Genomic DNA, 21,647 nt, shown 5'->3' on the forward strand with positions numbered 1-21,647 from the left:
CCTCTTTTTTATTATTTATCAGTTGGGTTAAAGGTCAGCGAATTCCTGCAGGCTCATTTCTTCATAAACCTGTTTGCACCACTGCTTTACCCGTTGCTCAGTCAACTCTGGCTGGCGGTCTTCATCGACACCCAGGCCAACAAAGTGGTTGGCATCGGCCAACGCTTTTGATGCCACAAAGTTGTAGCCTGATGTTGGCCAGTTTCCAACAATGATAGCGCCTTTAGGTTCGATGATATCGCGTAATGTGCCCATCGCGTCCAGAAAATATTCAGCGTAATCTTCCTGATCGCCACAACCAAAAATTGCGACAAGTTTATTATTAAAATCGATACCGTCCAGCTCAGGGAAAAAATCATCCCAATCACACTGTGCTTCACCGTAATACCAGGTTGGAATGCCCAGTAACAGTAAGTCGAAGCCGGCAATGTCTTCTTTGCTGCTTTTAGCAATATCACGGATCTCAACCAGGTTTTTCCCCAGCTCTTTTTGGATCATTTTTGCAATATGCTCAGTGTTGCCGGTATCGCTACCGAAAAAAATTCCTACAGTTGCCATGGTTAATTGCCTTCTTACCTGGATAAAGCTTGCTCTAAAAGCTGTTCAATTAAGTTACTGCGTGTGGTATTTGCCTGCTCGGCTGCCTCGCTAAGCGCATCGTATAACTGAGCTGACACTTTACATTCAATACGCTTTAAGCCGTTATTACGATCGCGTTTAATCTGATTGCGTTTATTTAGCTTAAGCTGCTCTTGCCTGGGCAACGGGTTGGTTTTAGGCCGTCCCGGCCGCTTATCAGCCGCAAACAAATCAATAGTGGTGCGATCAGTGGCGATTTTAGCCATCAATCTCAACCTTGTTATTCCAGAAAATACTGGACCACCGTTTTAATCACAAACACCAGCGGTGATAGAAACAACACCAGCCAGACGAATAAACGACCAAACCGTGGAGCCTGACTCTTTTTCAGTACATCATTAATTGCCAGCACTATAAAAATATAGAGTACTGCTAGGCCCAGCCATAATCCGATGGTTTCAAATTGTGCAATGGTCATCTGCTCTGGCCATACCTGAAAAATTGGCCGCACTATAGCACAAAAGTTGCTAAATTTTAGTGTGCTGGCTCAATAAAAAGTCTTTAACCAGCTTGGTAAATACGGCTGGTTTTTCGGCATGCAGCCAGTGGCCTGTACCATTGATTATTTTTGCCTGCGCCTCAGGGAAATATTGCATTATCTGAGACCGATGCTCTGGCAATATGTAATCAGACTCCGCGCCTTTAATAAATAGTGCCGGACCTGAATATGCGGCATTACCCTCAGGAAAACTGAGCAATTGGTCGTAACATTGAGCTAACACTGATAAGTTAAAGCGCCACGCAAAACCCTGCTCGGTTTTATGCAGACTTTTTAATAAGAACTGCCGCACACCGGGCTCAGTTATATACTTAGTCAGTTGCTGGTCAGCCTCCGTTCTATTGGCAACCGTTGCGGTGTCTACTGCTTTTAAACCGGCAAAAACGGCCTGATGGCTTCTGGCGTAGCTAACCGGGGCAATATCAGCAATAATAAGCTCAGTTACCCGTTCAGGGTGAGCCAATGCAAATGCCATTGCTAATTTGCCGCCAAGTGAATGACCCAATACGGCACATCGTGCAATATTCAGGTTATCGAGGGTTGCAGCCAAATCCGCCACCATACTGGAATAATCCATTGTGTCACTGTGGGGTGACTGGCCATGATTAGGTAAATCGATACTGATAACGTGCCACTGGTCACTCAAGGTGCGGGCAATACCAGCTAAGTTGTCATAACTGCCAAACAACCCATGTAGTAATATCAGAGGTTGTCCGGAACCGGTGCTGTGGGAATGTAGAATCATTGCTAACTCACTGAAAAAACTAGGCTGGTATTTTATCAAATTAAGCTGCTGGCGTCAGTGGCAAAGCCTTTATATAATGGCCCAACATACAGTTGACGGAAAAAAACATGAAAACCATTGAAATAGAAGATGATTTATATCACTACATTGCTACACAAACCCGCCAGATCGGCGAAAGTGCTTCTGATATTTTACGTCGATTACTGCTCGGTGAGCAGGTAGCAAGCCAGACTTCAGCAGATGTAGCAAAACCTGAAACGGTTGAGGTTGAACCATTAAAACCTGCAGTGACTCTTGAAACCGCTAACCCGGGTACGGTTTTCGATTTGGTTAGCCGGCAGGATTTACAGGCAGAATCGAGTGTAGTAGGACGTTTTTTATATTTGCTTTCAGTGTTGGCACGGGTACACAAGAAGCAATTCGGTAAAGTATTGGATATTAAAGGTCGTAACCGGTTGTATTTTGCCACCACAGCAGAGGCGCTGTCCGAGGCCGGCAGCAGTACCAATCCGAAACAAATTCCAAACACCACTTTCTGGGTAATTACCAATTCCAATACCACCAGAAAAAAAATGATGTTAACCGAAACGGCCATAAAACTGGGTTATAGTGAGCAGGACGCTGAGCGGATCCGCGATTTATTATAAGGAACGAGTATGTCTTTACATCCCCTGGCTGGACAACAAGTGCCAAACGATCTTATTCCCAACATCAGTCGGTTAATGACAGCCTACTATGTGTTGGAGCCTGATGTTCACCAGCATCCCGAGCATAAAGTCGCCTTTGGTACCTCTGGCCACCGGGGCAGTGCCCTTCATTGCTCATTTAATGAGCCGCATGTGTTAGCGATATGTCAGGCTATTGCTGATTATCGCAAAGCTCAGGGCATTAACGGGCCGCTATTCCTGGGAAAAGACACGCATGGCCTGTCAGAGGCCGCGTTTGCCTCTGCACTGGAAGTGTTGATCGCCAACAAAATTCAGGTTTGTATCCAGAAAGATTTAGGCTACACCCCAACACCGGTGATATCACACGCTATTCTCACTCAAAACGAGGGGGCAGATGGCAAACTGGCAGACGGTATTGTTATTACGCCATCACACAACCCGCCTGAGGACGGCGGTATCAAATATAATCCCCCCCATGGCGGGCCGGCAGACACGGATGCCACTAACTGGATAGAACAACGTGCTAACGAGCTACTGGCGAAAGATCTTGATGGGGTAAAGATGATGCCCTACAGCCTGGCTATTCAGTCAGGTTATTGCCAGCATATTGATTACATTCAGCATTATGTCGACGATTTGGTAAATGTAATAGATATGGCTGCAATTGCAAAAGCCGGTATCAGAATTGGTGTTGACCCCATGGGTGGTTCTGGTATTGGTTACTGGGGCCGAATTGCTGAAAAGTATGGTCTTGATATCACGGTAGTAAATAATAAAGTAGACCCATCGTTTGCGTTTATGCCGTTAGATAAAGACGGTCAAATTCGGATGGACTGCTCGTCCGCCTGCGCAATGGCTAATTTAATTCAGTTAAAAGACCAGTTCGATATTGCCATCGGCAATGACCCCGATTTTGATCGCCATGGAATTGTTACCCGCAGTGGCGGTTTAATGAACCCTAATCATTATCTGGCGGTAGCCATTAACTATTTGCTGTCGAACCGGCCACAGTGGTCTGCCAGTCTGGCTATTGGCAAAACCCTGGTATCCAGTGCATTGATTGACCGAGTGGTGGCTGCGCGGGGCAGGATATTGTGTGAAGTGCCTGTGGGCTTTAAGTGGTTTGTTGATGGATTGCACAAGGGTACCCTGGCATTTGGTGGCGAAGAGAGCGCCGGCGCCAGCTTTTTACGACTGGATGGCAAAGCATGGTCCACCGACAAAGACGGCATTATTATGGGGTTGTTAGCGGCAGAAATGCTGGCGAAAACCGGCGTTGATCCATATCAACAATATCAGGCACTTACCAAAGAGCTGGGATCTCCGCTGTATCGCAGATTAGATGCTCCTGCAAACGCAGCACAAAAAGCGGCGTTAAAATCACTGGATATTGCCAGTGTCACCCAAACTGAGCTCGCGGGTGATCCAATTGTGGCGGTATTAACCAAGGCACCAGGTAACCAGGCTGATTTAGGTGGCGTAAAAGTGGTCACCAGCAATGGCTGGTTTGCCGCGCGGCCATCAGGTACCGAGAATACTTACAAAATTTATCTGGAGAGTTTTGTTGATCAACAGCACTTGCAGTTGTTAGAACAGGATGCCAAAGCCTTTGTAGATCAGGTTTTCCGTACTCTGTGAACGCAACACCAGGCCGCTTCATTGTGTAATTTTATTACACGGGCGGCCTTTATTTTGCCAAATGAGCTAAATTAAGGTATCGTTTTCGTAATATTTCTACATTTAACAATAATATTGGCTCAGCTCAGTAAATTGGTCTAACTAACAAGCTCAGTAAATTTCAGGATTGGCAATGAAGAAAGCAACCTCACCGAAAACCGCTGTTAGCGGTGCGACAACTGAACAACTTAAACAGAATATTATTAAACACCTGCATTCCAGTCTGGGTACAGATGTGAATAAAGCCAGCAGCCAGGCCTGGTGGCGTGCAACTTGTGCCGCGGTAAATGAACAGGTTTATGACGGTCTACGCAATACTCAGCGCACTCATTATCAACAAGATACCCGCGCTTTACATTATTTTAGTCTTGAATATCTGATGGGCCGTTTATTCAGTAACAACTTGCATAATTTAGGTTTGCACGAGCAGGCTAAGCAAGCTTTGTCAGAACTTGGAATGAACATAGCTGATTTGGAAGATCAGGAAGAAGATATGGCGCTTGGTAACGGCGGTCTTGGCCGTTTAGCTGCCTGTTTTATTGACTCTTTGGCTACCCTTAATTATCCGGCCATTGGCTACGGCATTCATTATGAACATGGGTTGTTTAAACAAAGTTTTCAGGATGGCCGGCAAATAGAGCGCCCAGATAGCTGGCGTGAATATGGTAATCCCTGGGAAATATGTCGGCCAGAGTCGGTACAGGAAGTTTCTGTTTATGGTTACGTCGAAACCGTATATGACTTGCAAGGAACCATGAAAAAAGTCTGGCACCCAGGTCGGATTATTAAGGGCGTACCTTGGGATATCCCTGTGGTGGGTTATAACGGTAGTTCAGTGAATGTGTTGCGCCTGTGGGAAAGCCGGGCCAGCGACTTTTTTAACTGGGATGTATTTAATTCCGGCGGCTATATTGATGCAGCACGTGAAAATATTGAAGCGGAAACCATCTCTAAAGTACTTTACCCAAATGATGAAACGGATGCAGGTAAAGAGCTGCGGCTGATTCAACAATACTTTTTTTGTTCGTGTTCACTCAAAGACATTATCCGTCGCTATAAAAGAGCGCATGGCGATGACTGGAGCAAATTTCCAGAGCAGGTCGTTATTCAGCTGAATGATACACACCCAGCTGTGGCGATTCCGGAGTTGATGCGAATTCTGATTGACCGGGCCGATATGAGCTGGGACGACGCCTGGGCACTTTGCCAGCAGGTATTTGCTTATACCAACCACACCTTGCTGCCAGAAGCTTTAGAAAGATGGCCGGTAAGGCTGTTTGAAAAAGTATTGCCACGGCATATTGAAATTATTTATGAGATTAACCGCCGTTTTCTGGTTGAGCAGGTCGACGTATTATGGCCAGGCGATAACGCAAAAAAACGTAAGCTATCCATAATAGAGGAAGGTGACGAACCCATGGTTCGGATGGGTCATCTATCAGTAGTCGGTTCATTTAAAGTAAATGGTGTAGCAGAAATCCATTCCAAGCTGGTGCAATCCGATTTATTTCCGGAAATGGTGGCGCTTTGGCCCGACAAGTTTACTAATGTGACTAATGGGGTTACTCCTCGACGCTGGTTAAAAGCCTGTAATCCAAGATTGTCTAAATTGCTGGATGAAAAAGTAGATGACGGTTGGCCGGTTAATCTTAAATTATTGAGCAAGCTGGCAGATTTTGCTGACGATCCACAAATCCAGGATCGCTTTATGGCAATCAAGCAGCAAAACAAAGCTGATTTTGCCAAAGAAGTTAAAAAACTGACCCGTATCGATATTGATCCTACAGCGATTTTCGATATTCAGATTAAACGGCTGCATGAATATAAACGCCAGCACCTGAATTTGCTGCATATACTGGCGCTGTATCGCCGCATTCTGCAAAATCCGGATTATGACATGGTGCCACGGGTATTTATTTTTGGCGCCAAAGCAGCGCCAGGCTATAAACTGGCGAAAGAGATTATTTTTGCTATCAATAAAATTGCTGACAAAATAAATAACGATAAACGGGTTAAAAACCGGATAAAAGTGGTGTTTATGCCAAATTACCGGGTAACGCTGGCCGAGAAAATGATCCCGGCAGCCGACGTCTCAGAGCAAATTTCAACAGCGGGCAAAGAAGCGTCGGGCACCGGCAATATGAAACTGGCGTTAAACGGAGCGGTAACAGTAGGTACGCTGGATGGCGCCAATATTGAAATTGCTGAAGAAGTGGGTAGTGACAATATTGCAATTTTCGGACTCACCGTTGACGAAGTGAAAGCGCTGTATGCTAAGGGTTACCATAGTTATGAGTACTATCATAATAATCCGGAAATTAAGGCTATATTAGACTGGTTGGAAACGGATTACTTCACCCCCGGCAAACCTGGTGAACTGGCCGCAATCAAACATAGTTTACTGGAAGGGGGAGATCCTTATCTGGTGCTGGCTGACTTTGAATCATATGCAAAAGCGCAGCAGCAAATAGACAGCTGGTACCGTGACAAAGCCGGTTGGGCAAAAAAAGCCATTCTGAATACCGCGTTAGTTGGTAAGTTTACATCAGATCGCTCAATTGAAGATTATGTCAGTAAAGTATGGCACTTAACGCGGTGTAACATCGTAGATTAAGTTTTAATCAGGTTGGGCGTAAAGCTAGCCTTTTTCTGAAACCCATCTTAAGATGGGTTTTTTATTGATAAAAATTTGGCAATTGCGACAGGCTATGCGTAAAGTTAAGCATGGTTTTTCAGATCAGCTGAGGTCGGGCAGGTGTCATTTTTGTTCAGGAAATTAGTTAGTCAGCTAATGAAAGTGTTGCTGCTCTGCTGTGGCTTAACCGTAATGGTGCAAGCTGCCACCAAGACAAACCTTGCCGATAAAATAACAAATGAAATTCAGACGAGGCCAAAAGCATCTGAAGAACCTGCAGATAACGACAGGTTAAACTGGGCAATTAATGACGCCCCCCCGTTCCATGTGTTACATGGCGAATATCAACGCCAGGGTGTATGTGACGTGTTAATCAAAGTGGTCCATCGCTACATGTCAGAAACCCGGCCTAGATATCTGGTAATGCCGCAACCCCGGATCGCTCAGGCACTGGACAATAGAGAGCCGGTGTGTTTTCCCTGTATGATTTTTAAACCAGAAGGAGAGACCAGAGCCATCTATAGTATGCCCACGCACCTTTATTACCCGCATCACATCATTACTGACGAAAATACAGCTAAAACGTTAAGGGCCCTCTATGGTGAACCCATATCATTAGCCGAACTACTGGCAGACTCTCGCTTCCGGTTGGGCTATCCTTCAGGCAGGCGTTATGGTGTGTTGCAGCCCTTAATAAATGAACAAGACCCCTATCTGGCCCGTTCGGGCCCGGGAGGCGCTGTTGCCATTTTACACATGATCAGTTCGGGCAGGCTAGACTACACCATTGATTACCCCATGATTGCCAACTATTTTCAGCAGTTATACAGTCGTAATATGGTGACCATTGCAATTTCAGAAAATGATCAGCAGCCGGTGGCTGGTGCAATAGGTTGTGCAAATAACGCCTGGGGCAAGGAACAAATATCAAGGATAAATAAAGTCATGCCGCAAATCAGGCAAGATCCGGAGTTTCTGGAAGTAATAAGATTGTGGCACAGCGATGTCAGCAGCATTGATTTTAGCTTTTTCAATGAGCAGGGATTACGTGCTATTGATGAGGCTGCAGCGGCAACCGAGCAAAATTTAAAATAAAAGCGAAAGTGGAGAAACACGTGCAGCAAACAGGCAGTTTAGTTTGTGTCGGTACCGGTATGACATTAGGCTCGCATATTAGTCCATTAAGTCGCAGCTATATTGAACAAGCCGATGTGGTATTTTTGTTAGTCGCTGACGGCATTACGGAACAATGGGTAGGCGAGATGAATAACGATGTTCGCTCGTTGCAGCCTTATTATCAGACCGGGGTGTCGCGGATGCTTAGCTATCAGCAAATGGTCGCGGCGATATTAAGCGAGGTAAGGCTTAATAAAAGAGTAGTGGGGGCGTTTTACGGTCATCCAGGGGTATTTGCCTGGGTACCGCATAAAGCGATTGCCGAGGCGAAAGCTGAAGGCTTTGCCGCCCATATGGAGCCAGGCATTTCGGCAGAGGACTGCCTGATAGCCGATTTAGCAATAGACCCTGGCACCTATGGCTGCCAGCATTTTGAAACCAGCCAGTTTATGTTTTATAAACGTTGTATTGATACCGCAGCATATCTTATTTTATGGCAGGTTGGGGTGGCGGGGGATCGCAGCCTGGCTAAGCGTGGCACGGATGGCCGTTACCGGCAGTTACTTATCGACTTGTTAGCGGAATATTATCCGTTAAACCATCAGGTAATATTGTATGAAGCGGTAACCTTACCCATTCAGCAGCCGCGGATCACAACTTTGGCGCTGGCTGAGCTGGTGAATGCCGAAATGGATCCTAAAACGACCCTGGTGATCCCGCCGGCGACTAAAATGGTCGCCAACCAGCAAATGCTGGACAAACTCGCCGCGCTGCAGGCTGATGATGCCAACTATCAGTAATCTGCTTAACCATAGCGTTTGTTTTGACACGCCGTTGTTGCGGGTACGAAGAATGGTGGCATCTGATCAAACGCTTTACTGGCAACTTTATAGTAGTAAAGAGGTAATGCAATGGATTGCTGAGCCATTAACGGATGCCCAGCTAAACACCAGTTTTGCCGCGGCGCTGCACCATAACAATGGAGCATTGAGCGAGATGGCAGTGGAAAGCCGGCTTTATATGGTTATTGCCGCACGGCCAGCCGAGACAGCGGTCGGACTAATGGCTGTCACCTTCAAAGCGGACGATGCAACAGCCGATTCTGTCACCGTTACCGCAGAGGTTGGCATTATGCTGTTGCCTGCTGTTCAGCGCAAAAGACTGGCTCACGAAGCCTTAACTGGCTTGTTTCAGACGCTGTCTCAACTGAGCGTCGTAAATAACATCGTATGTAATATTGCTAGTGACAATCTGGCCGCAAAAAAGCTGGTTAGCGGCCTTGGCTTTGTGTATTGTGAGAACAGCAATGACTATAAATTGCAAAAATAATAACTAAGATAACGATTTCAGGACGTTCAGCATGAATAGTAATGTATTACAGTTGTTACAACGGTTGGGAGAGGATGCGACGCTGCGCCATCTGGCAGATACTCAACTGGAACAGGTTGTTAACCCGTTAAATTTCGACCCGGCAATCCAGCAGGCAATATGTCAGCATGACGATATTAAATTAGCACAACTGCTGCATGCCAATAATAAAATTGTCTGTATGATCTTACCAGCTGAAGAACCGAAGCCTGACGATGAACCCGCAAAGCAGCCGGAAGATACACCCGAACCTGCAGAGCCTGAAATTAAGCGGGTGGTTTAATTAAAAGAGAAGTAAAACACAGCAGACTGAGCGGATGAAAATTATTATGGTTGGCGCTGTGCTGTTGCTAAGCCTGCTGGTTATTGTACCTGCAGGTTTTGCAAACGAGCCTGCAATATTGGCAAAGAGTCCTGCAGCTGAGCAAAATCTAACTATTCGACAACAGTTAACCTACCTGGACAATATTAGACTGGAAGATCAATCGCAGTTTAAAGCCGGATTAGCCAGGCTAAGGCAATTACCTTTATCTGAAACTGCGGATATTGAGTATTTAATGTTGCTAAATGCTTATGAACAGGCTCTGCTGGGGCAATATGATGGGGTATTGCCGCTACTGACTCAATTACTGGATGTCTCCTCAGATTCGACAATGATTATTAAAGCCCGGATGTTGGCTGTTAATGTCTTACTATTGTCAAATAACCATAAGCTGGCATTTTCCCACTTTGAGCAGTTAACCAATTCTATATCTGCGATTACTGACCCGGTGTTAATGGCGCAGGTTATTGTTTTAGTTATGTTTACTTATAACCAGCTCGAGCGTTATGATTTATCGCTATTATATTTGCGCTACATTGATTTTAATTCGATATCCCCTAAATTAGCGTGTCGGATCAACGTTATTGCACTTGAAGCAAAATTTAAACACACTGACAGTATTGCTACCGAAAATGAAACAAATACTGTGGTAGATGAATGTGTGGCGGCCAGAGAATTCATTCCTGCTAATATTGCCAGACACCATTTGATGCAGTATTTCTTGAAAAATAATGAACCCGCTAAAACGTTGGCTATTTATCAGCAATACATTACGCAGATAGAACAAACACATTATCCAATGCTGATATCGCAAGTGTCAGTTCGCGCGGCACAAGCTCAGCTGCAGCTTGGTAACGTGCAGCAGGCTGCTATGTTATCGACTGAGGCGTTACTTGTGGCTAAAAGCAGTCCAAATAACGTTGCGCTGGTCGACGCTTATGCCACCTTATACCAGATTGCGAAGCAGCAAAAAAATTATGCGATGGCTTTGCAGTATCTGGAACAACAGTATCAGGTAGAAGAAGAGTTTAACGCCGGTAAAGCGAAGCAGCAAGCGGCTTATCATACGGTTAAATCTGAGATTGAATTAAAAAACCAGCGGATTAACTTACTGGACAGAGATAACGAACTGTTGTTTTTACAACAAAGCATTTATCAGGAAGAGGTAAAAAACAGTCGTTTACTGCTGCTGTTAGCTGCGTTAATTGGCGGAATTGCCCTGCTGCTGGCATACCGCGGTCTGACTGGCCGTAGGCGTTTTAAATTAATGGCAGAGTTTGACCAACTGACCGGTATCAGTAACCGCTACCATTTTAATAATCAGGCCAAGCAGGCATTAAAGTATTGTCAGGCCAAACACTTGCCGCTGGCGATGATCTTGTTTGACCTTGATCACTTTAAAACCATTAATGACCAGTTTGGCCATGCTACCGGAGACTGGGCACTGCAGCAGATAGTGCAGGCATGTAAGCAGTTTATGCGATCCAACGACATATTTGGTCGGATTGGTGGTGAAGAATTTGCTATTATGATGCCTGGTTGTGAATTAGATAAAGCAACCTTACTTGCCGAGATATGCCGGGATGCCATTACCAGTATTGATTGCAATAGTACTGAACATCAATTCAGCCTGAGTGCCAGCTTTGGTGTCAGTGGCAGTAATGTCAGCGGATATGATATCAAGCTGCTATTGGCTGATGCTGACAAGGCCATGTATGAAGCGAAAAGCCGGGGCCGCAATCAGGTGGTCGAATATCAGAAAACTGATCAATAACAGTAGAGAAAAAGCACACGCTGCAACTGCCAAGTGTAAGGAGTGACAATATATGGCACAGCAACTAATACCTGCTGATGATTTTCTACAGCTTACCCTGGATAATCCAGATGGCTTAGCACCATTCGGTTTTACTTTATCTAACGGTATTCAGGTTAAGGTATGGGATAGTGGGGTAATAAGCTTCGAGCCTGCCGGTGAAACAACGGAAGATGTGGTGTTGTCATGCGGTGTTCATGGTAACGAAACGGCACCCATTGAAATTTGTGCTGCGATAGTAAAGGACATACTGACTGAGCAGTTAGCCGTCAAAGTCCGCTTGCTGGTATTGTTTGGCAACCCCCCGGCAATTAATGCCGGAAAGCGGGAAATTGATGAAAACCTCAACCGACTGTTCTCTGGATATCATAGCAAAGGCGCGGGTTTAATTAATGCTGAAAGACAGCGTGCAAAAAGGCTGGAGCAGTATGTTAGTCAGTTCTATCAAAGGTTACCCGTAACCAAGCCTGTAACGCATAACCGTAGTTTATATGACTTGCATACCGCGATTCGCGGATCGCGTTTTGAAAAGTTTGCAGTGTATCCCTATTTACATGGTAAGCCCTGGCGCCAGGCTGAGTTTGCATTTTTAGCAGCCTGTGATGTGTATACGGTGCTGCTGATGCAAACACCGGCCAGTACTTTTAGCTATTATGCTGCCAATGAGCATGGCGCAAATTCATTTACCATTGAACTTGGTAAGGTGAAGCCATTTGGCCAGAACGATATGGACCGTTTTGCCGGGGCGGATACCAGTTTGCGAGCGTTAATTCGTAATGAGCCGGTTAAATCTGGTTTGTTTGATCATAGTCAGTTCAATATGTACCAAGTGTATCGCTCTATTATCAAACAGACTCAGGACTTTAAATTACATTTTGCTGACGATATTGAAAACTTTACCAGTTATCCGCCCGGCACTCTGTTAGCAACAGATGGTGATACTGAATATCGGGTTGAGCAACAAGGTGAAGCATTGATATTTCCAAATGCTAATGTCGCGGTGGGTCAGCGGGCAATGCTGATGGTGGTACCCTGCAGTGTGATGGATAATCTGCAATAAAACCGTGCTGCAAGGCCAATGAACTGCCTGGCAAACAGTAAATATAACCTGACAGCTTAGCCGGCGGTCAGGTTTTTTTGTGCCAGAGCACGGTTGCAATGCAGTTTACGTAAAGGTAAAGTTCCCGGCAAATAACCATAATCGACAGCGTGTCCACAACCCAAGAGATAGCTATGACCAACCCAAATAATGCCACCATCACCACGGTGCATAATGCAGCTTTTACTGCCGGTGATGCGTTAAAGATTCCCACTCTGCGAATTCTTAAAGACGATGGCAACCTTTACGATGGTGCCGATAAACCGACTCTGGATCAAGAAACCGCCCTGAAAATGTATGACACCATGGTGTTTACCCGGGTACTGGATGAGCGGATGCTGGCAGCGCAGCGCCAGGGCCGGATCAGTTTTTACATGCAGTGTCTGGGAGAAGAGGCAACTACGGTAGGTAGTGCTGCCGCCCTGGATGAGCAAGATATGATAATGGCGCAATACCGTGAACAAGGCGCACTGCGCTATCGCGGTTTCAGCCTGGAACAGTTTATGAACCAGCTTTTTTCCAATGAAAAAGATTTGGGAAAAGGCCGGCAGATGCCCGTGCATTATGGCAGTAAAGACATTTACTATATGACCATATCGTCACCCCTTGGTACTCAGATCCCGCAGGCCAGCGGTTACGCGTATGCCCAGAAACTGCGTGGCTTGAATAAAACCACCATTTGTTACTTTGGCGAAGGTGCCGCATCAGAAGGCGATTTCCATGCTGGTCTGAATATGGCAGCAGTACATAAAGCTCCGGTATTGTTTTTTTGCCGCAATAATGGTTATGCCATTTCGACTCCTGCCAATGAGCAGTTTGTCGGTGATGGTATTGCGTGTCGGGCAGTGGGTTATGGTATGAAAGCGCTGCGCGTAGATGGTGCTGATATTCTTGCCGTGTACCAGGCGACAAAAATGGCCCGTGAATTCGCGCTTGAGCACAACGAACCCGTGTTAATTGAAGCGATGGCTTATCGTTTAGGCGCCCATTCGTCTTCAGATGACCCAAGTGGCTACCGTTCAAAAGAAGAAGAAGAGTTGTGGCGCAAAACCGATCCTATATCGCGTTTTCGTTTATGGTTGGTAAAACAGGGTTGGCTGGACGAAGAGGCTGACAAAGCAAAAATTGAAAAGTTGCGTGGTGAAATTCTGGATGCATTAAAAGTTGCTGAAAAAGTAGCAAAACCTGGAATAGAACATTTGATTTCTGATGTGTATCAACAACCGATCCCGGCGTTACAACAACAATTAGATGAACTAAAACAACATATCAGAAAATACCCGGATGCTTATCCGGTGACGTCGGGGAGAATGGACTAATGGCAAAAATGAATATGCTGCAAGCGATTAATAATGCGCTTGATATCGCCATGGCTAAAGATGATTCAGTAGTATGTTTTGGGGAAGACGTTGGTCATTTTGGCGGTGTTTTCCGGGCAACCAGCAAATTGCAGGAAAAATACGGCAAAGCCCGTTGTTTCAACACTCCATTAACTGAGCAGGGTATCGCCGGTTTTGCCAATGGTATGGCAGCACAAGGTATGAAGCCGGTAGCGGAAATTCAGTTTGCCGATTACATATTCCCGGCGTTTGATCAAATCGTTAATGAAACAGCCAAGTTCCGCTACCGTTCAGGTAATGAGTTTAATGTTGGCGGTTTGGTGTTTCGCAGCCCATACGGCGGTGGCATCGCGGGTGGTCATTATCACAGCCAGTCACCTGAAGCCTACTTTGCCCATACCCCGGGTTTAAAAGTGGTGATCCCGCGTGACCCGTATCAGGCAAAAGGTTTGTTGCTGGCCTCAATTGCCAGTCCGGATCCGGTGATATTTTTTGAACCGAAAAAATTGTACCGGGCGTCAACCGGTGAAGTGCCCGAAGACTATTATGAAATCGAATTAGGCAAAGCAGATGTGGTGCAGCAGGGGAAAGACGTGACTGTTTTAGCCTGGGGCGCACAGATGGAAATTGTTGATAAGGCCGTGGCGATGGCACAAGAGCAAGGTGTCTCGTGTGAAGTTATCGACCTACGGAGCATTTTGCCGTGGGATGCTGATACCGTGGCTGCTTCAGTTAAAAAAACCGGCCGGCTGGTAATTAACCATGAAGCACCGTTAACTGGTGGTTTCGCTGGTGAAATTGCCGCTACCATTCAACAAATGTGTTTCCTGCATCTGGAAAGTCCAATAGAAAGGGTTTGTGGATTAGATACGCCGTACCCGCTGGCACTGGAAAAAGAATATGTGGCCGATCATCTTAAAACCTACGAAGCCATTATGCGCTCGGTTAATTTCTAAGGAGATGGCATGAAACAGGATTTTATACTGCCGGATATTGGCGAAGGTATTGTCGAGTGCGAAATTGTGGAATGGCTGGTTAGCGAAGGTGACACCATTAAAGAAGATCAGCCGGTTTGTGATGTGATGACCGATAAAGCGCTGGTACAAATCCCGGCGGTGCACAACGGTGTGGTCAGCAAACTGTATTACGCCAAAGGTGAAATAGCCAAGGTGCATGCACCGTTATTTGAAATGGAAATTGCCGGCGGCGCAGCAGCCAACGAAGCAACTCCGGCCGCGGCTAAAGCACAAGCCGCAACGGCGCCAGCTCAAAGCGGCACCAGTGCAGATGCTTCCGGCAGCCGCAGTGAAGACTTTATTCTGCCGGATATTGGCGAAGGTATTGTTGAGTGTGAAATTGTCGATTGGCTGGTTGCTGAAGGCGACACCATTGTCGAAGATCAACCGGTTTGTGACGTGATGACTGATAAAGCGCTGGTGCAAATTCCAGCGAAATACTCCGGTGTGGTCAGTAAATTGTATTACGCCAAAGGCGATATTGCCAAAGTACACTCGCCGTTATTTGCGATGCAGGTAAGCGGCGAAATAACGGCTGGCGCTTCACAAGCTGCAACCGCACCGGCTGGTGCGGCACAAGCTGAAAGTGCCGGGCAGAACAAAGCTGAGCTGGCAAAGCCTGATAATACTACTGCAGTGAGTAGCGGTAAGGCATTGGCCAGCCCGGCGGTACGCAGACTGGCCCGTGAACTAAGTATTGACCTGGCAAAGGTACAGGGCTCGGGTGATAAAGGCCGGGTTTACAAAGAAGATGTTAAGGCTTTTGCTGAAGGTACCAATAAGCCGGCAGCCGCAGGCAAAGCCAAAACTCAATCTGACGCCAGAACCGCTGCGCCGGTTCAGGGCCCCGCCCAATCTGCAGACAGAGTTGAGCCTATTAAAGGTATCAAGGCGGCAATGGCGCGGCAGATGGCCGATTCAGTGGCGACTATTCCGCACTTTACCTACTGCGAGGAGATTGACTTAACTGAGCTTATCGCCCTGCGATTAAGCCTGAAAGACAGTTATGCTAAGCAAGGCGTGAAGCTGACCATGATGCCATTTTTTATGAAGGCCCTGTCACTGGCGATTAAAGACTTTCCGGTTATGAACAGCCAGCCCAACAGCGATTGCACTGAATTGCGCTATTTCAGTGAGCATAACATTGGGGTAGCGGTTGACTCAAAAGTGGGCTTACTGGTGCCAAACGTTAAAGGTTGTCAGGCGAAATCGATTGTGGATATTGCCCGCGATCTTGGCCGTTTAACAGATTCTGCCCGGGAAGGTCGGGTTAGCCCGGCTGACCTGAAAGGCGGTACTATTACGATTTCTAATATTGGTGCGATTGGCGGTACTGTCGCCACCCCGATCATTAATAAACCGGAAGTGGCAATAGTGGCGTTGGGTAAGGTGCAAAACCTGCCGCGCTTTAATGCCAAAGGTGAAGTGGAAGCCAGACAACTGATGCAGATAAGCTGGTCAGGCGATCACCGGATCATCGATGGCGGCACGATAGCTCGTTTTACCAATTTGTGGAAACAGTATCTGGAACAGCCAACCTCGATGCTGGTTAACATGATTTAAGCAGTTGGCAAGCTTAAGCGTTTCTGATAAAAACCCACGATAGCAGTGGGTTTTTTTATGGTTGACGCATCGAGCGGCACAAGGATTGAAATGTACGAATTTGAAGACTTGAGGGTGTTAGTGCAGGCAAAGAGCCCCCTTATTCTTATTGAAACTTATGAAGAGTTGCGGGCACTGGCATTGATTAAACGTCTGGCCGTTAACTTAATGCGTCCGGTGTTTCAATGGACCATTACGGACGGATTGCAACGAACCGACCGGGAGAGCAGTCCGCAAGCGTTCAATATCGAACCCGCTCAGTTGCTGGCACAAATTAAAGGCACCCGCGTGCCGGGAATTTACGTGTTGTGTGACTTTCATCCGTTTTTAAATGAACCTCGTCACATCCGGTTTATTAAAGAAATTGCCCAAGCACATGAACGCCTGGGGCATACGTTGATTTTGTTGAGTTATGCACTAGATACACCGCCGGAACTGGCACGCTTAAGCTACCGTTTTCAGCTGTCACTGCCAGGCGAGCAGCAGATCAGACAAATGATTGGTGAAGCCGCTGATAAATACAGCCGCGAGCATGGCCAGTTGGTAGAGATGGCGCCGGCAGATGTCAGTGCATTAGTTCACAATTTAGTGGGGTTGACGTTTGATGAAGCCAGACGCCTCGCCTACAAAGCCGTAGCGGATGATGGAGCGATAACGGCCGCCGACCTGCCGCGAATTAATCAGGCCAGGCTCTCTATGTTGCAAAGTGGCGGAACCCTGAGTCAGATAGTCGATACCAAAAATCTGGATGACGTTATCGGTCTGACAAATTTAAAACGTTGGCTGTTGCAACGTCAGCACGCATTTCGGCAGAATGGCATGGATACACCAAAAGGCATTTTATTAACCGGGGTGCAGGGAAGCGGTAAAAGTTTGACTGCAAAAGCAATTGCTGGCGCCTGGGCGATCCCGCTGTTACGGTTGGATATGGCTGCACTGTATAATAAGTATATTGGTGAAACTGAAAAGAACCTTAGTCAGGCGCTGGCGCAGGCTGATGCAATGGCTCCTTGTGTGCTATGGATTGATGAAATAGAAAAGGGCTTGGCAGGTGGTGATAACGACAATGGCGTTACCCGACGGATCCTGGGAACTCTGTTAACCTGGATGGCAGAGCGGAACAAACCGGTATTTCTGGTTGCCACGGCAAATAACATCGACATCCTGGCGCCAGAATTATTACGAAAAGGCAGGTTTGATGAAATATTTTTTGTGGATCTACCTGACAGCGGACAAATTAAGGCGCTGCTGGCGTTACATCTGCAGCGGCGGCAGTTAAACCTGAGCGATGCAGAGCTTGATCAGTGCGTTGCGCTGGCCCAGGGATTTTCAGGTGCAGAGCTGGAGCAGGCCGTGGTAAGCGCCAGTTATCGGATGCATACCGACGGTGGCGGTTTTAGCCAAGATCATTTACTGGCTGAGCTGAATGAAACCCAACCGTTGTCAGTTGTGATGGCTGAACGGATTAGCAGCCTGCGACGTTGGGCACAGCAACGTTGTGTTATGGCATAACAAAAGCGATTTATCAGAATTAACAGGAATGGCATGCCGGATAAAGCCGAAAAGATCCCACTGCGAAACTTCTATATTCCGGAAGAGCAATCTGTCTATTTACTCAATGCCAATGATGCTAAAAAGCTCAAGGACTGGGTTGCGCTTTGTATTGAAGAGCTGGAGAAACTGGGGTATCGCCAGATAGAGCTGATCGGCAAAGGTGCCTATGGCTTTGCATTTGCTGGTTTGGGTCAGGACGATGTTTCTTATGTGTTTAAATTTTCAAGGATAAATTTAGCGCCGCATATTCAGGAGCGCCTGGCTGACGAAGCTTACATGTTGTCACTCGTTAACCATCCGGCGGTGCCGGCTTATGTGACGTATCAGGTAGTTAGAAAGCAGGGCATCTTAATGATGGGCAGGGCGACTGGCCTGGATTTGGAGCAATACAGCCTCAAAGTAGGGCGTTTACCCGTGCGGTTATTGATCGATATCGCTGGTCAACTGGCTGAGTTACTGCTTTTTTTGCGTCAGCAACAGATTAATGGCAATGCAGCGCCGATAGTGCATGGCGATATTAAGCCTTCTAATCTGGTATTTGATGAGCAGACCGGCAAAATTAGTTTAATAGACTGGGGCTCGTCTGTGCATGCTCAGTTAGATAGTCAGGGACAGTACCTGGAAAATAATGTGATGCAGCTTATGTCAGCTGACTTACAGCATTCTAACGCCAGGATGGGTGATGTCTATTTCATTGGTCCGGAGCAACGAACCGGGGCACTTTCCAGTCCGCGATTTGATGAGCAGGGCATTGCCAGTACGCTTTATGCTCTGGCATCGGCACAATCTTGTCGTTTTGGCCGTTTAGCGATACCTGCCCGAAGTTTAGGCTTACCCGTGGAGTTTGCCACTATGCTGGACAGCATGCTGGCAGACGATCAGAAATTGCGCCAGCAGGCAGGTGATTATTTTATAGCCAGAATGCCCCAACTTATCCAACTGGTGCTACCGCCATTGCCAATATTGCCAGACGATGCGCTGCTACCCGTCTGGTGTAGCGCTCAAAAGCAAGAGCTGGATACCGTTGTCTATTCATCGAGAAAATCGTTTTTACGGGAGCATCAGGAAGATGCCGACTTACATTATGTTGATGATGTGCAATTAGAACGTTACTACAAGAATTACCTGGAAGGGATGGGCGAGACTGAGAAAGCCTTTATTGCTGCTGTGGGCCGGCTGGCTCGTTACCCTGTCGTCGGCGGCCTGGCCATTCACTGGCAGGCCGACGGAGTTTATATTGATTCCAGTTTAAATTTGTATAACGAAAGTCTGAAAGTGGCGTTCAGTCATGCGGTCAATAATGTGGTTATTCTGGGCCGCGCTATTGGCAAACTCGGTGTTTTTAAAGCCTGTCTATTTGATGCCCGCAATACCATTCATATTAGTCGTGAATCCACCGGTCAGCCTTTTATCGTGCCCATAAATGCCCGGATCCCTTACCAGAGGGCGCCGATAGCCAGCCAGGATGAAGCCAGTAAACAACACTCCTATTTTGAAGATGGAAAGGATCCGGACGAGCAACTCGTTTTGCCTGAAGCAATCATGGACGATATTGCCCAGCTAAACCTGCTCCGGCATACCGGTTGTATTATTTTTGAGGTTACCTCACTTTACATGAAAGTTCATAGCTACTACCGGTTGTTAGATAGCACAGCCGAACCAGAATTTTCGTCTTTATTAGCCAGCATTCTGAGCAAAGTTCCGTTGATCACTGGCGAGGGAGTAGGTGGCTTTATGAAGTTACCTTATAAGGACACCCGATTTTTCGAGCACCAGCCCCAGACCAGCGCTTGTTATTATCCGGCGAACCCAATGCAATTTAGCGGTTGATGCCACAGTTTGCGTGATTTATAGCCAGTTTCTTCATCTGCTTGCAGAATTCATGCTGCTATGGGCAGTCTTTCACATTAAAAAGGTTTAAATTAACCTGCAAACCAAGTAATGTAATGCCTTTGATATTTGGTAAACAGAAACCGCAAATCGATGTCTAGCGAAAAAAACAGTCAATACGGCTTGCTGCTACAGCAAGCTCAGGCGCTCATTGCCGACGAAACCGATGTTATTGCCAATATGGCCAACCTTAGCGCGTTGTTATACAACAGCCTGCCTGATTTAAATTGGGCTGGCTTTTATATAATGCGCAATGATGAGCTAGTGCTCGGGCCTTTTCAAGGCCAGGTAGCATGTGTGCGGATCCCTGTTGGTAAAGGGGTGTGTGGTACTGCAGTTGCTACTGGTCAGGTCCAGTTGGTTGAAGACGTACACCAATTTGCTGGCCATATTGCCTGTGACTCCGCCAGCAACTCAGAAATTGTGTTACCTGTGCGTTTTCAGCAGAAAATCATTGCGGTACTGGATATCGATAGTCCACTGCTGTCACGGTTTGATAGTTGTGATCAGCAACATTTGGAGACGTTGGTCAAATTGCTTGAACAACGGCTGACCGAAACGCAATGAAGGACGCACTGACAGTTCAGGATTACTTATTGAATGAGTCTGAAGTTGGTGACTGGGATGGCGAAGAAGAACTGGTAACCGATAAGATTAACAGTATTATTCATGCTGTCTGGGACGCCTTGCCCGATGATCTTGCCACTGAGCAGATAGAAAAGATAATGCCTCAACTGTGGCAGCAATTAGGAACTGATACCTTATTGCTGGACGTTGATGAGCATGAACTGACCGGTTGGGCTTTGGTATTTATGCGACAACAAATTGAATTGGGCATTGATGATGCGGACGCTGCAGATGCAGCAGATGCGGATGTTAATGCAGATGATGAAGAAGAGTAAATTTTAATGACAACCTCCACTGAAGCGTTAAATACAGCCCGGAATACTTCGACAGCAGAAGAAACGTCGGCCAACGAGCGTGACGTTAATAAACTGACTAATGTTAAAGAAGTCTTGGCATATCTGGCCCAACAATTTCCTTTATGCTTTAGTGTCAAGGGGCAGGTAAAGCCACTTAAAATAGGCATTTTTCAAGATCTTGCCGCCAGGCTCGAGCAGGATAGCCTGGTAAGTAAAACGCAATTACGCCAGGCACTACGGGTTTATACGTCCAGTTGGCGGTATCTGGAAGCGATCCAGCCCGGCGTTTCCCGCGTAAATCTGGAAGGCGAAGCAGGTGAGCAAATTGATCAACAGCAAGCTGATCATGCCCTAAATACCCTGACTGAGAGTAAAAATAAAGCAGCCGAAATACGTAAGGCGCGCATCGCAGAGCAGAAAGCCAAGGCGAAACCCGCTAGCGACAAACCTGCTTACAAAAAAAAGCCGAACAAATCGACAAATAGTAGCTCTAACAGCACTAAGCTAAGCAGTAAAGCAGTGACTAAAACTACCCCTGCGGTAGCCAAAGAAACGGCTTTAGAGGCAATAGCAGATGAGCAACTGAAAGTAGGTGCTAGTGTATTGGTTAAGTTAGGCCAGTCTCCAATGATAGCAACCGTGCTTGAAGTGCATAAAGATGATGTAACGGTGCAGCTTTCGTCCGGGATGGTAGTCAAAACCCGGCGGGACAGTTTGTATCAGGCCTGATTAACGCAGAGT

At 46.6% G+C, this 21,647-nt stretch carries 21 protein-coding genes; 17 read left to right on the forward strand and 4 right to left on the reverse strand.

The window, feature by feature from the left end:
* Positions 1-27: 27 nt before the first annotated feature.
* From fldA to B2Q61_RS06290, 4 genes are read right to left on the reverse strand one after another with little or no spacing between them, the layout of a single operon-like run.
* On the reverse strand, positions 28-558 hold the full coding sequence (fldA, locus tag B2Q61_RS06275; RefSeq protein ID WP_290615799.1) for a flavodoxin FldA: 531 nt from the start codon (positions 556-558) through the stop codon (positions 28-30).
* A gap of 14 nt (positions 559-572) precedes the next feature.
* The gene (ybfE, locus tag B2Q61_RS06280; protein WP_290615797.1) at positions 573-845 is read right to left on the reverse strand and encodes a LexA regulated protein; all 273 of its coding nucleotides are present in this window, start codon (positions 843-845) and stop codon (positions 573-575) included.
* A 14-nt stretch (positions 846-859) separates the two neighbouring features.
* Entirely contained in the window at positions 860-1,057 is a 198-nt protein-coding gene (locus tag B2Q61_RS06285) for a DUF2788 domain-containing protein (RefSeq protein ID WP_290615795.1), read from the reverse strand.
* 49 nt (positions 1,058-1,106) lie between these two features.
* Positions 1,107-1,883: an alpha/beta fold hydrolase gene (locus B2Q61_RS06290; RefSeq protein ID WP_290615793.1), complete on the reverse strand. Its 777-nt coding sequence runs from the start codon at positions 1,881-1,883 to the stop codon at positions 1,107-1,109.
* A 107-nt stretch (positions 1,884-1,990) separates the two neighbouring features.
* On the opposite strand from B2Q61_RS06290, the gene seqA reads away from it, so the two are divergent.
* The 17 genes from seqA to proQ all read left to right on the forward strand — a co-directional run bounded on the left by seqA (position 1,991) and on the right by proQ (position 21,635).
* Positions 1,991-2,530, forward strand: coding sequence for a replication initiation negative regulator SeqA (gene seqA / locus B2Q61_RS06295; protein WP_290615791.1), 540 nt, complete (start codon positions 1,991-1,993; stop codon positions 2,528-2,530).
* A 9-nt stretch (positions 2,531-2,539) separates the two neighbouring features.
* Positions 2,540-4,189, forward strand: a complete 1,650-nt coding sequence (pgm, locus tag B2Q61_RS06300; protein ID WP_290615789.1) for a phosphoglucomutase (alpha-D-glucose-1,6-bisphosphate-dependent) — start codon at positions 2,540-2,542, stop codon at positions 4,187-4,189.
* A 172-nt stretch (positions 4,190-4,361) separates the two neighbouring features.
* Positions 4,362-6,842, forward strand: a complete 2,481-nt coding sequence (locus B2Q61_RS06305; protein ID WP_290615787.1) for a glycogen/starch/alpha-glucan phosphorylase — start codon at positions 4,362-4,364, stop codon at positions 6,840-6,842.
* Positions 6,843-6,992: 150 nt separating this feature from the next.
* Positions 6,993-7,958 (forward strand): hypothetical protein, encoded by a 966-nt coding sequence (locus tag B2Q61_RS06310; RefSeq protein ID WP_290615786.1) that lies wholly within the window; start codon positions 6,993-6,995, stop codon positions 7,956-7,958.
* A gap of 20 nt (positions 7,959-7,978) precedes the next feature.
* Positions 7,979-8,779, forward strand: a complete 801-nt coding sequence (locus B2Q61_RS06315; protein WP_290615785.1) for an SAM-dependent methyltransferase — start codon at positions 7,979-7,981, stop codon at positions 8,777-8,779.
* Entirely contained in the window at positions 8,760-9,308 is a 549-nt protein-coding gene (locus tag B2Q61_RS06320) for a GNAT family N-acetyltransferase (protein WP_290615783.1), read from the forward strand. Before B2Q61_RS06315 ends, B2Q61_RS06320 begins: the two co-directional genes overlap by 20 nt.
* 31 nt (positions 9,309-9,339) lie before the next feature.
* A complete protein-coding gene (locus tag B2Q61_RS06325; protein ID WP_290615781.1) occupies positions 9,340-9,630 on the forward strand; it encodes a hypothetical protein in 291 nt (96 codons plus the stop codon).
* A 34-nt stretch (positions 9,631-9,664) separates the two neighbouring features.
* Positions 9,665-11,443 carry a GGDEF domain-containing protein gene (locus B2Q61_RS06330; protein ID WP_290615779.1) on the forward strand — a complete coding sequence of 593 codons (1,779 nt, stop codon included), beginning with the start codon at positions 9,665-9,667 and terminating at the stop codon, positions 11,441-11,443.
* A gap of 52 nt (positions 11,444-11,495) precedes the next feature.
* Positions 11,496-12,542: a succinylglutamate desuccinylase gene (gene astE / locus B2Q61_RS06335; protein WP_290615776.1), complete on the forward strand. Its 1,047-nt coding sequence runs from the start codon at positions 11,496-11,498 to the stop codon at positions 12,540-12,542.
* 173 nt (positions 12,543-12,715) lie between these two features.
* Complete coding sequence (locus B2Q61_RS06340) at positions 12,716-13,900, forward strand: thiamine pyrophosphate-dependent dehydrogenase E1 component subunit alpha (RefSeq protein WP_290615774.1); 1,185 nt, start codon at positions 12,716-12,718, stop codon at positions 13,898-13,900.
* Complete coding sequence (locus B2Q61_RS06345) at positions 13,900-14,877, forward strand: alpha-ketoacid dehydrogenase subunit beta (RefSeq protein ID WP_290615772.1); 978 nt, start codon at positions 13,900-13,902, stop codon at positions 14,875-14,877. The genes B2Q61_RS06340 and B2Q61_RS06345 overlap by 1 nt, the downstream gene beginning before the upstream one ends.
* A gap of 9 nt (positions 14,878-14,886) precedes the next feature.
* Positions 14,887-16,500: a dihydrolipoyllysine-residue acetyltransferase gene (locus tag B2Q61_RS06350; RefSeq protein ID WP_290615770.1), complete on the forward strand. Its 1,614-nt coding sequence runs from the start codon at positions 14,887-14,889 to the stop codon at positions 16,498-16,500.
* A 90-nt stretch (positions 16,501-16,590) separates the two neighbouring features.
* Entirely contained in the window at positions 16,591-18,051 is a 1,461-nt protein-coding gene (locus B2Q61_RS06355; RefSeq protein ID WP_290621883.1) for an AAA family ATPase, read from the forward strand.
* Positions 18,052-18,084: 33 nt separating this feature from the next.
* Entirely contained in the window at positions 18,085-19,923 is a 1,839-nt protein-coding gene (locus B2Q61_RS06360) for a protein kinase domain-containing protein (RefSeq protein WP_290615766.1), read from the forward strand.
* Positions 19,924-20,076: 153 nt separating this feature from the next.
* Positions 20,077-20,550, forward strand: a complete 474-nt coding sequence (locus tag B2Q61_RS06365; protein ID WP_290615764.1) for a GAF domain-containing protein — start codon at positions 20,077-20,079, stop codon at positions 20,548-20,550.
* A gap of 29 nt (positions 20,551-20,579) precedes the next feature.
* A complete protein-coding gene (locus B2Q61_RS06370) occupies positions 20,580-20,885 on the forward strand; it encodes a hypothetical protein (protein WP_290615762.1) in 306 nt (101 codons plus the stop codon).
* Between the two features lie 6 nt (positions 20,886-20,891).
* Positions 20,892-21,635 (forward strand): RNA chaperone ProQ, encoded by a 744-nt coding sequence (proQ, locus tag B2Q61_RS06375; protein ID WP_290615760.1) that lies wholly within the window; start codon positions 20,892-20,894, stop codon positions 21,633-21,635.
* Positions 21,636-21,647 lie beyond the last annotated feature (12 nt).

The sequence above is a fragment of the Arsukibacterium sp. UBA5043 genome (assembly GCA_002415085.1).
In the GTDB taxonomy this organism is placed as follows: domain Bacteria; phylum Pseudomonadota; class Gammaproteobacteria; order Enterobacterales; family Alteromonadaceae; genus Alishewanella.

What these genes read in the sequence shown, in the direction of transcription:
- B2Q61_RS06355 (WP_290621883.1), top strand. Translation starts at nt 16,591, where the DNA reads ATGTACGAATTTGAAGACTTGAGGGTGTTAGTGCAGGCAAAGAGCCCC.
- B2Q61_RS06320 (WP_290615783.1), top strand. Translation starts at nt 8,760, where the DNA reads ATGATGCCAACTATCAGTAATCTGCTTAACCATAGCGTTTGTTTTGAC.
- B2Q61_RS06365 (WP_290615764.1), top strand. Translation starts at nt 20,077, where the DNA reads ATGTCTAGCGAAAAAAACAGTCAATACGGCTTGCTGCTACAGCAAGCT.
- B2Q61_RS06305 (WP_290615787.1), top strand. Translation starts at nt 4,362, where the DNA reads ATGAAGAAAGCAACCTCACCGAAAACCGCTGTTAGCGGTGCGACAACT.
- ybfE (WP_290615797.1), bottom strand. Translation starts at nt 845, where the DNA reads ATGGCTAAAATCGCCACTGATCGCACCACTATTGATTTGTTTGCGGCT.
- fldA (WP_290615799.1), bottom strand. Translation starts at nt 558, where the DNA reads ATGGCAACTGTAGGAATTTTTTTCGGTAGCGATACCGGCAACACTGAG.
- B2Q61_RS06285 (WP_290615795.1), bottom strand. Translation starts at nt 1,057, where the DNA reads ATGACCATTGCACAATTTGAAACCATCGGATTATGGCTGGGCCTAGCA.
- seqA (WP_290615791.1), top strand. Translation starts at nt 1,991, where the DNA reads ATGAAAACCATTGAAATAGAAGATGATTTATATCACTACATTGCTACA.
- B2Q61_RS06340 (WP_290615774.1), top strand. Translation starts at nt 12,716, where the DNA reads ATGACCAACCCAAATAATGCCACCATCACCACGGTGCATAATGCAGCT.
- B2Q61_RS06350 (WP_290615770.1), top strand. Translation starts at nt 14,887, where the DNA reads ATGAAACAGGATTTTATACTGCCGGATATTGGCGAAGGTATTGTCGAG.
- B2Q61_RS06330 (WP_290615779.1), top strand. Translation starts at nt 9,665, where the DNA reads ATGAAAATTATTATGGTTGGCGCTGTGCTGTTGCTAAGCCTGCTGGTT.
- proQ (WP_290615760.1), top strand. Translation starts at nt 20,892, where the DNA reads ATGACAACCTCCACTGAAGCGTTAAATACAGCCCGGAATACTTCGACA.
- B2Q61_RS06345 (WP_290615772.1), top strand. Translation starts at nt 13,900, where the DNA reads ATGGCAAAAATGAATATGCTGCAAGCGATTAATAATGCGCTTGATATC.
- B2Q61_RS06290 (WP_290615793.1), bottom strand. Translation starts at nt 1,883, where the DNA reads ATGATTCTACATTCCCACAGCACCGGTTCCGGACAACCTCTGATATTA.
- astE (WP_290615776.1), top strand. Translation starts at nt 11,496, where the DNA reads ATGGCACAGCAACTAATACCTGCTGATGATTTTCTACAGCTTACCCTG.
- B2Q61_RS06325 (WP_290615781.1), top strand. Translation starts at nt 9,340, where the DNA reads ATGAATAGTAATGTATTACAGTTGTTACAACGGTTGGGAGAGGATGCG.
- pgm (WP_290615789.1), top strand. Translation starts at nt 2,540, where the DNA reads ATGTCTTTACATCCCCTGGCTGGACAACAAGTGCCAAACGATCTTATT.
- B2Q61_RS06360 (WP_290615766.1), top strand. Translation starts at nt 18,085, where the DNA reads ATGCCGGATAAAGCCGAAAAGATCCCACTGCGAAACTTCTATATTCCG.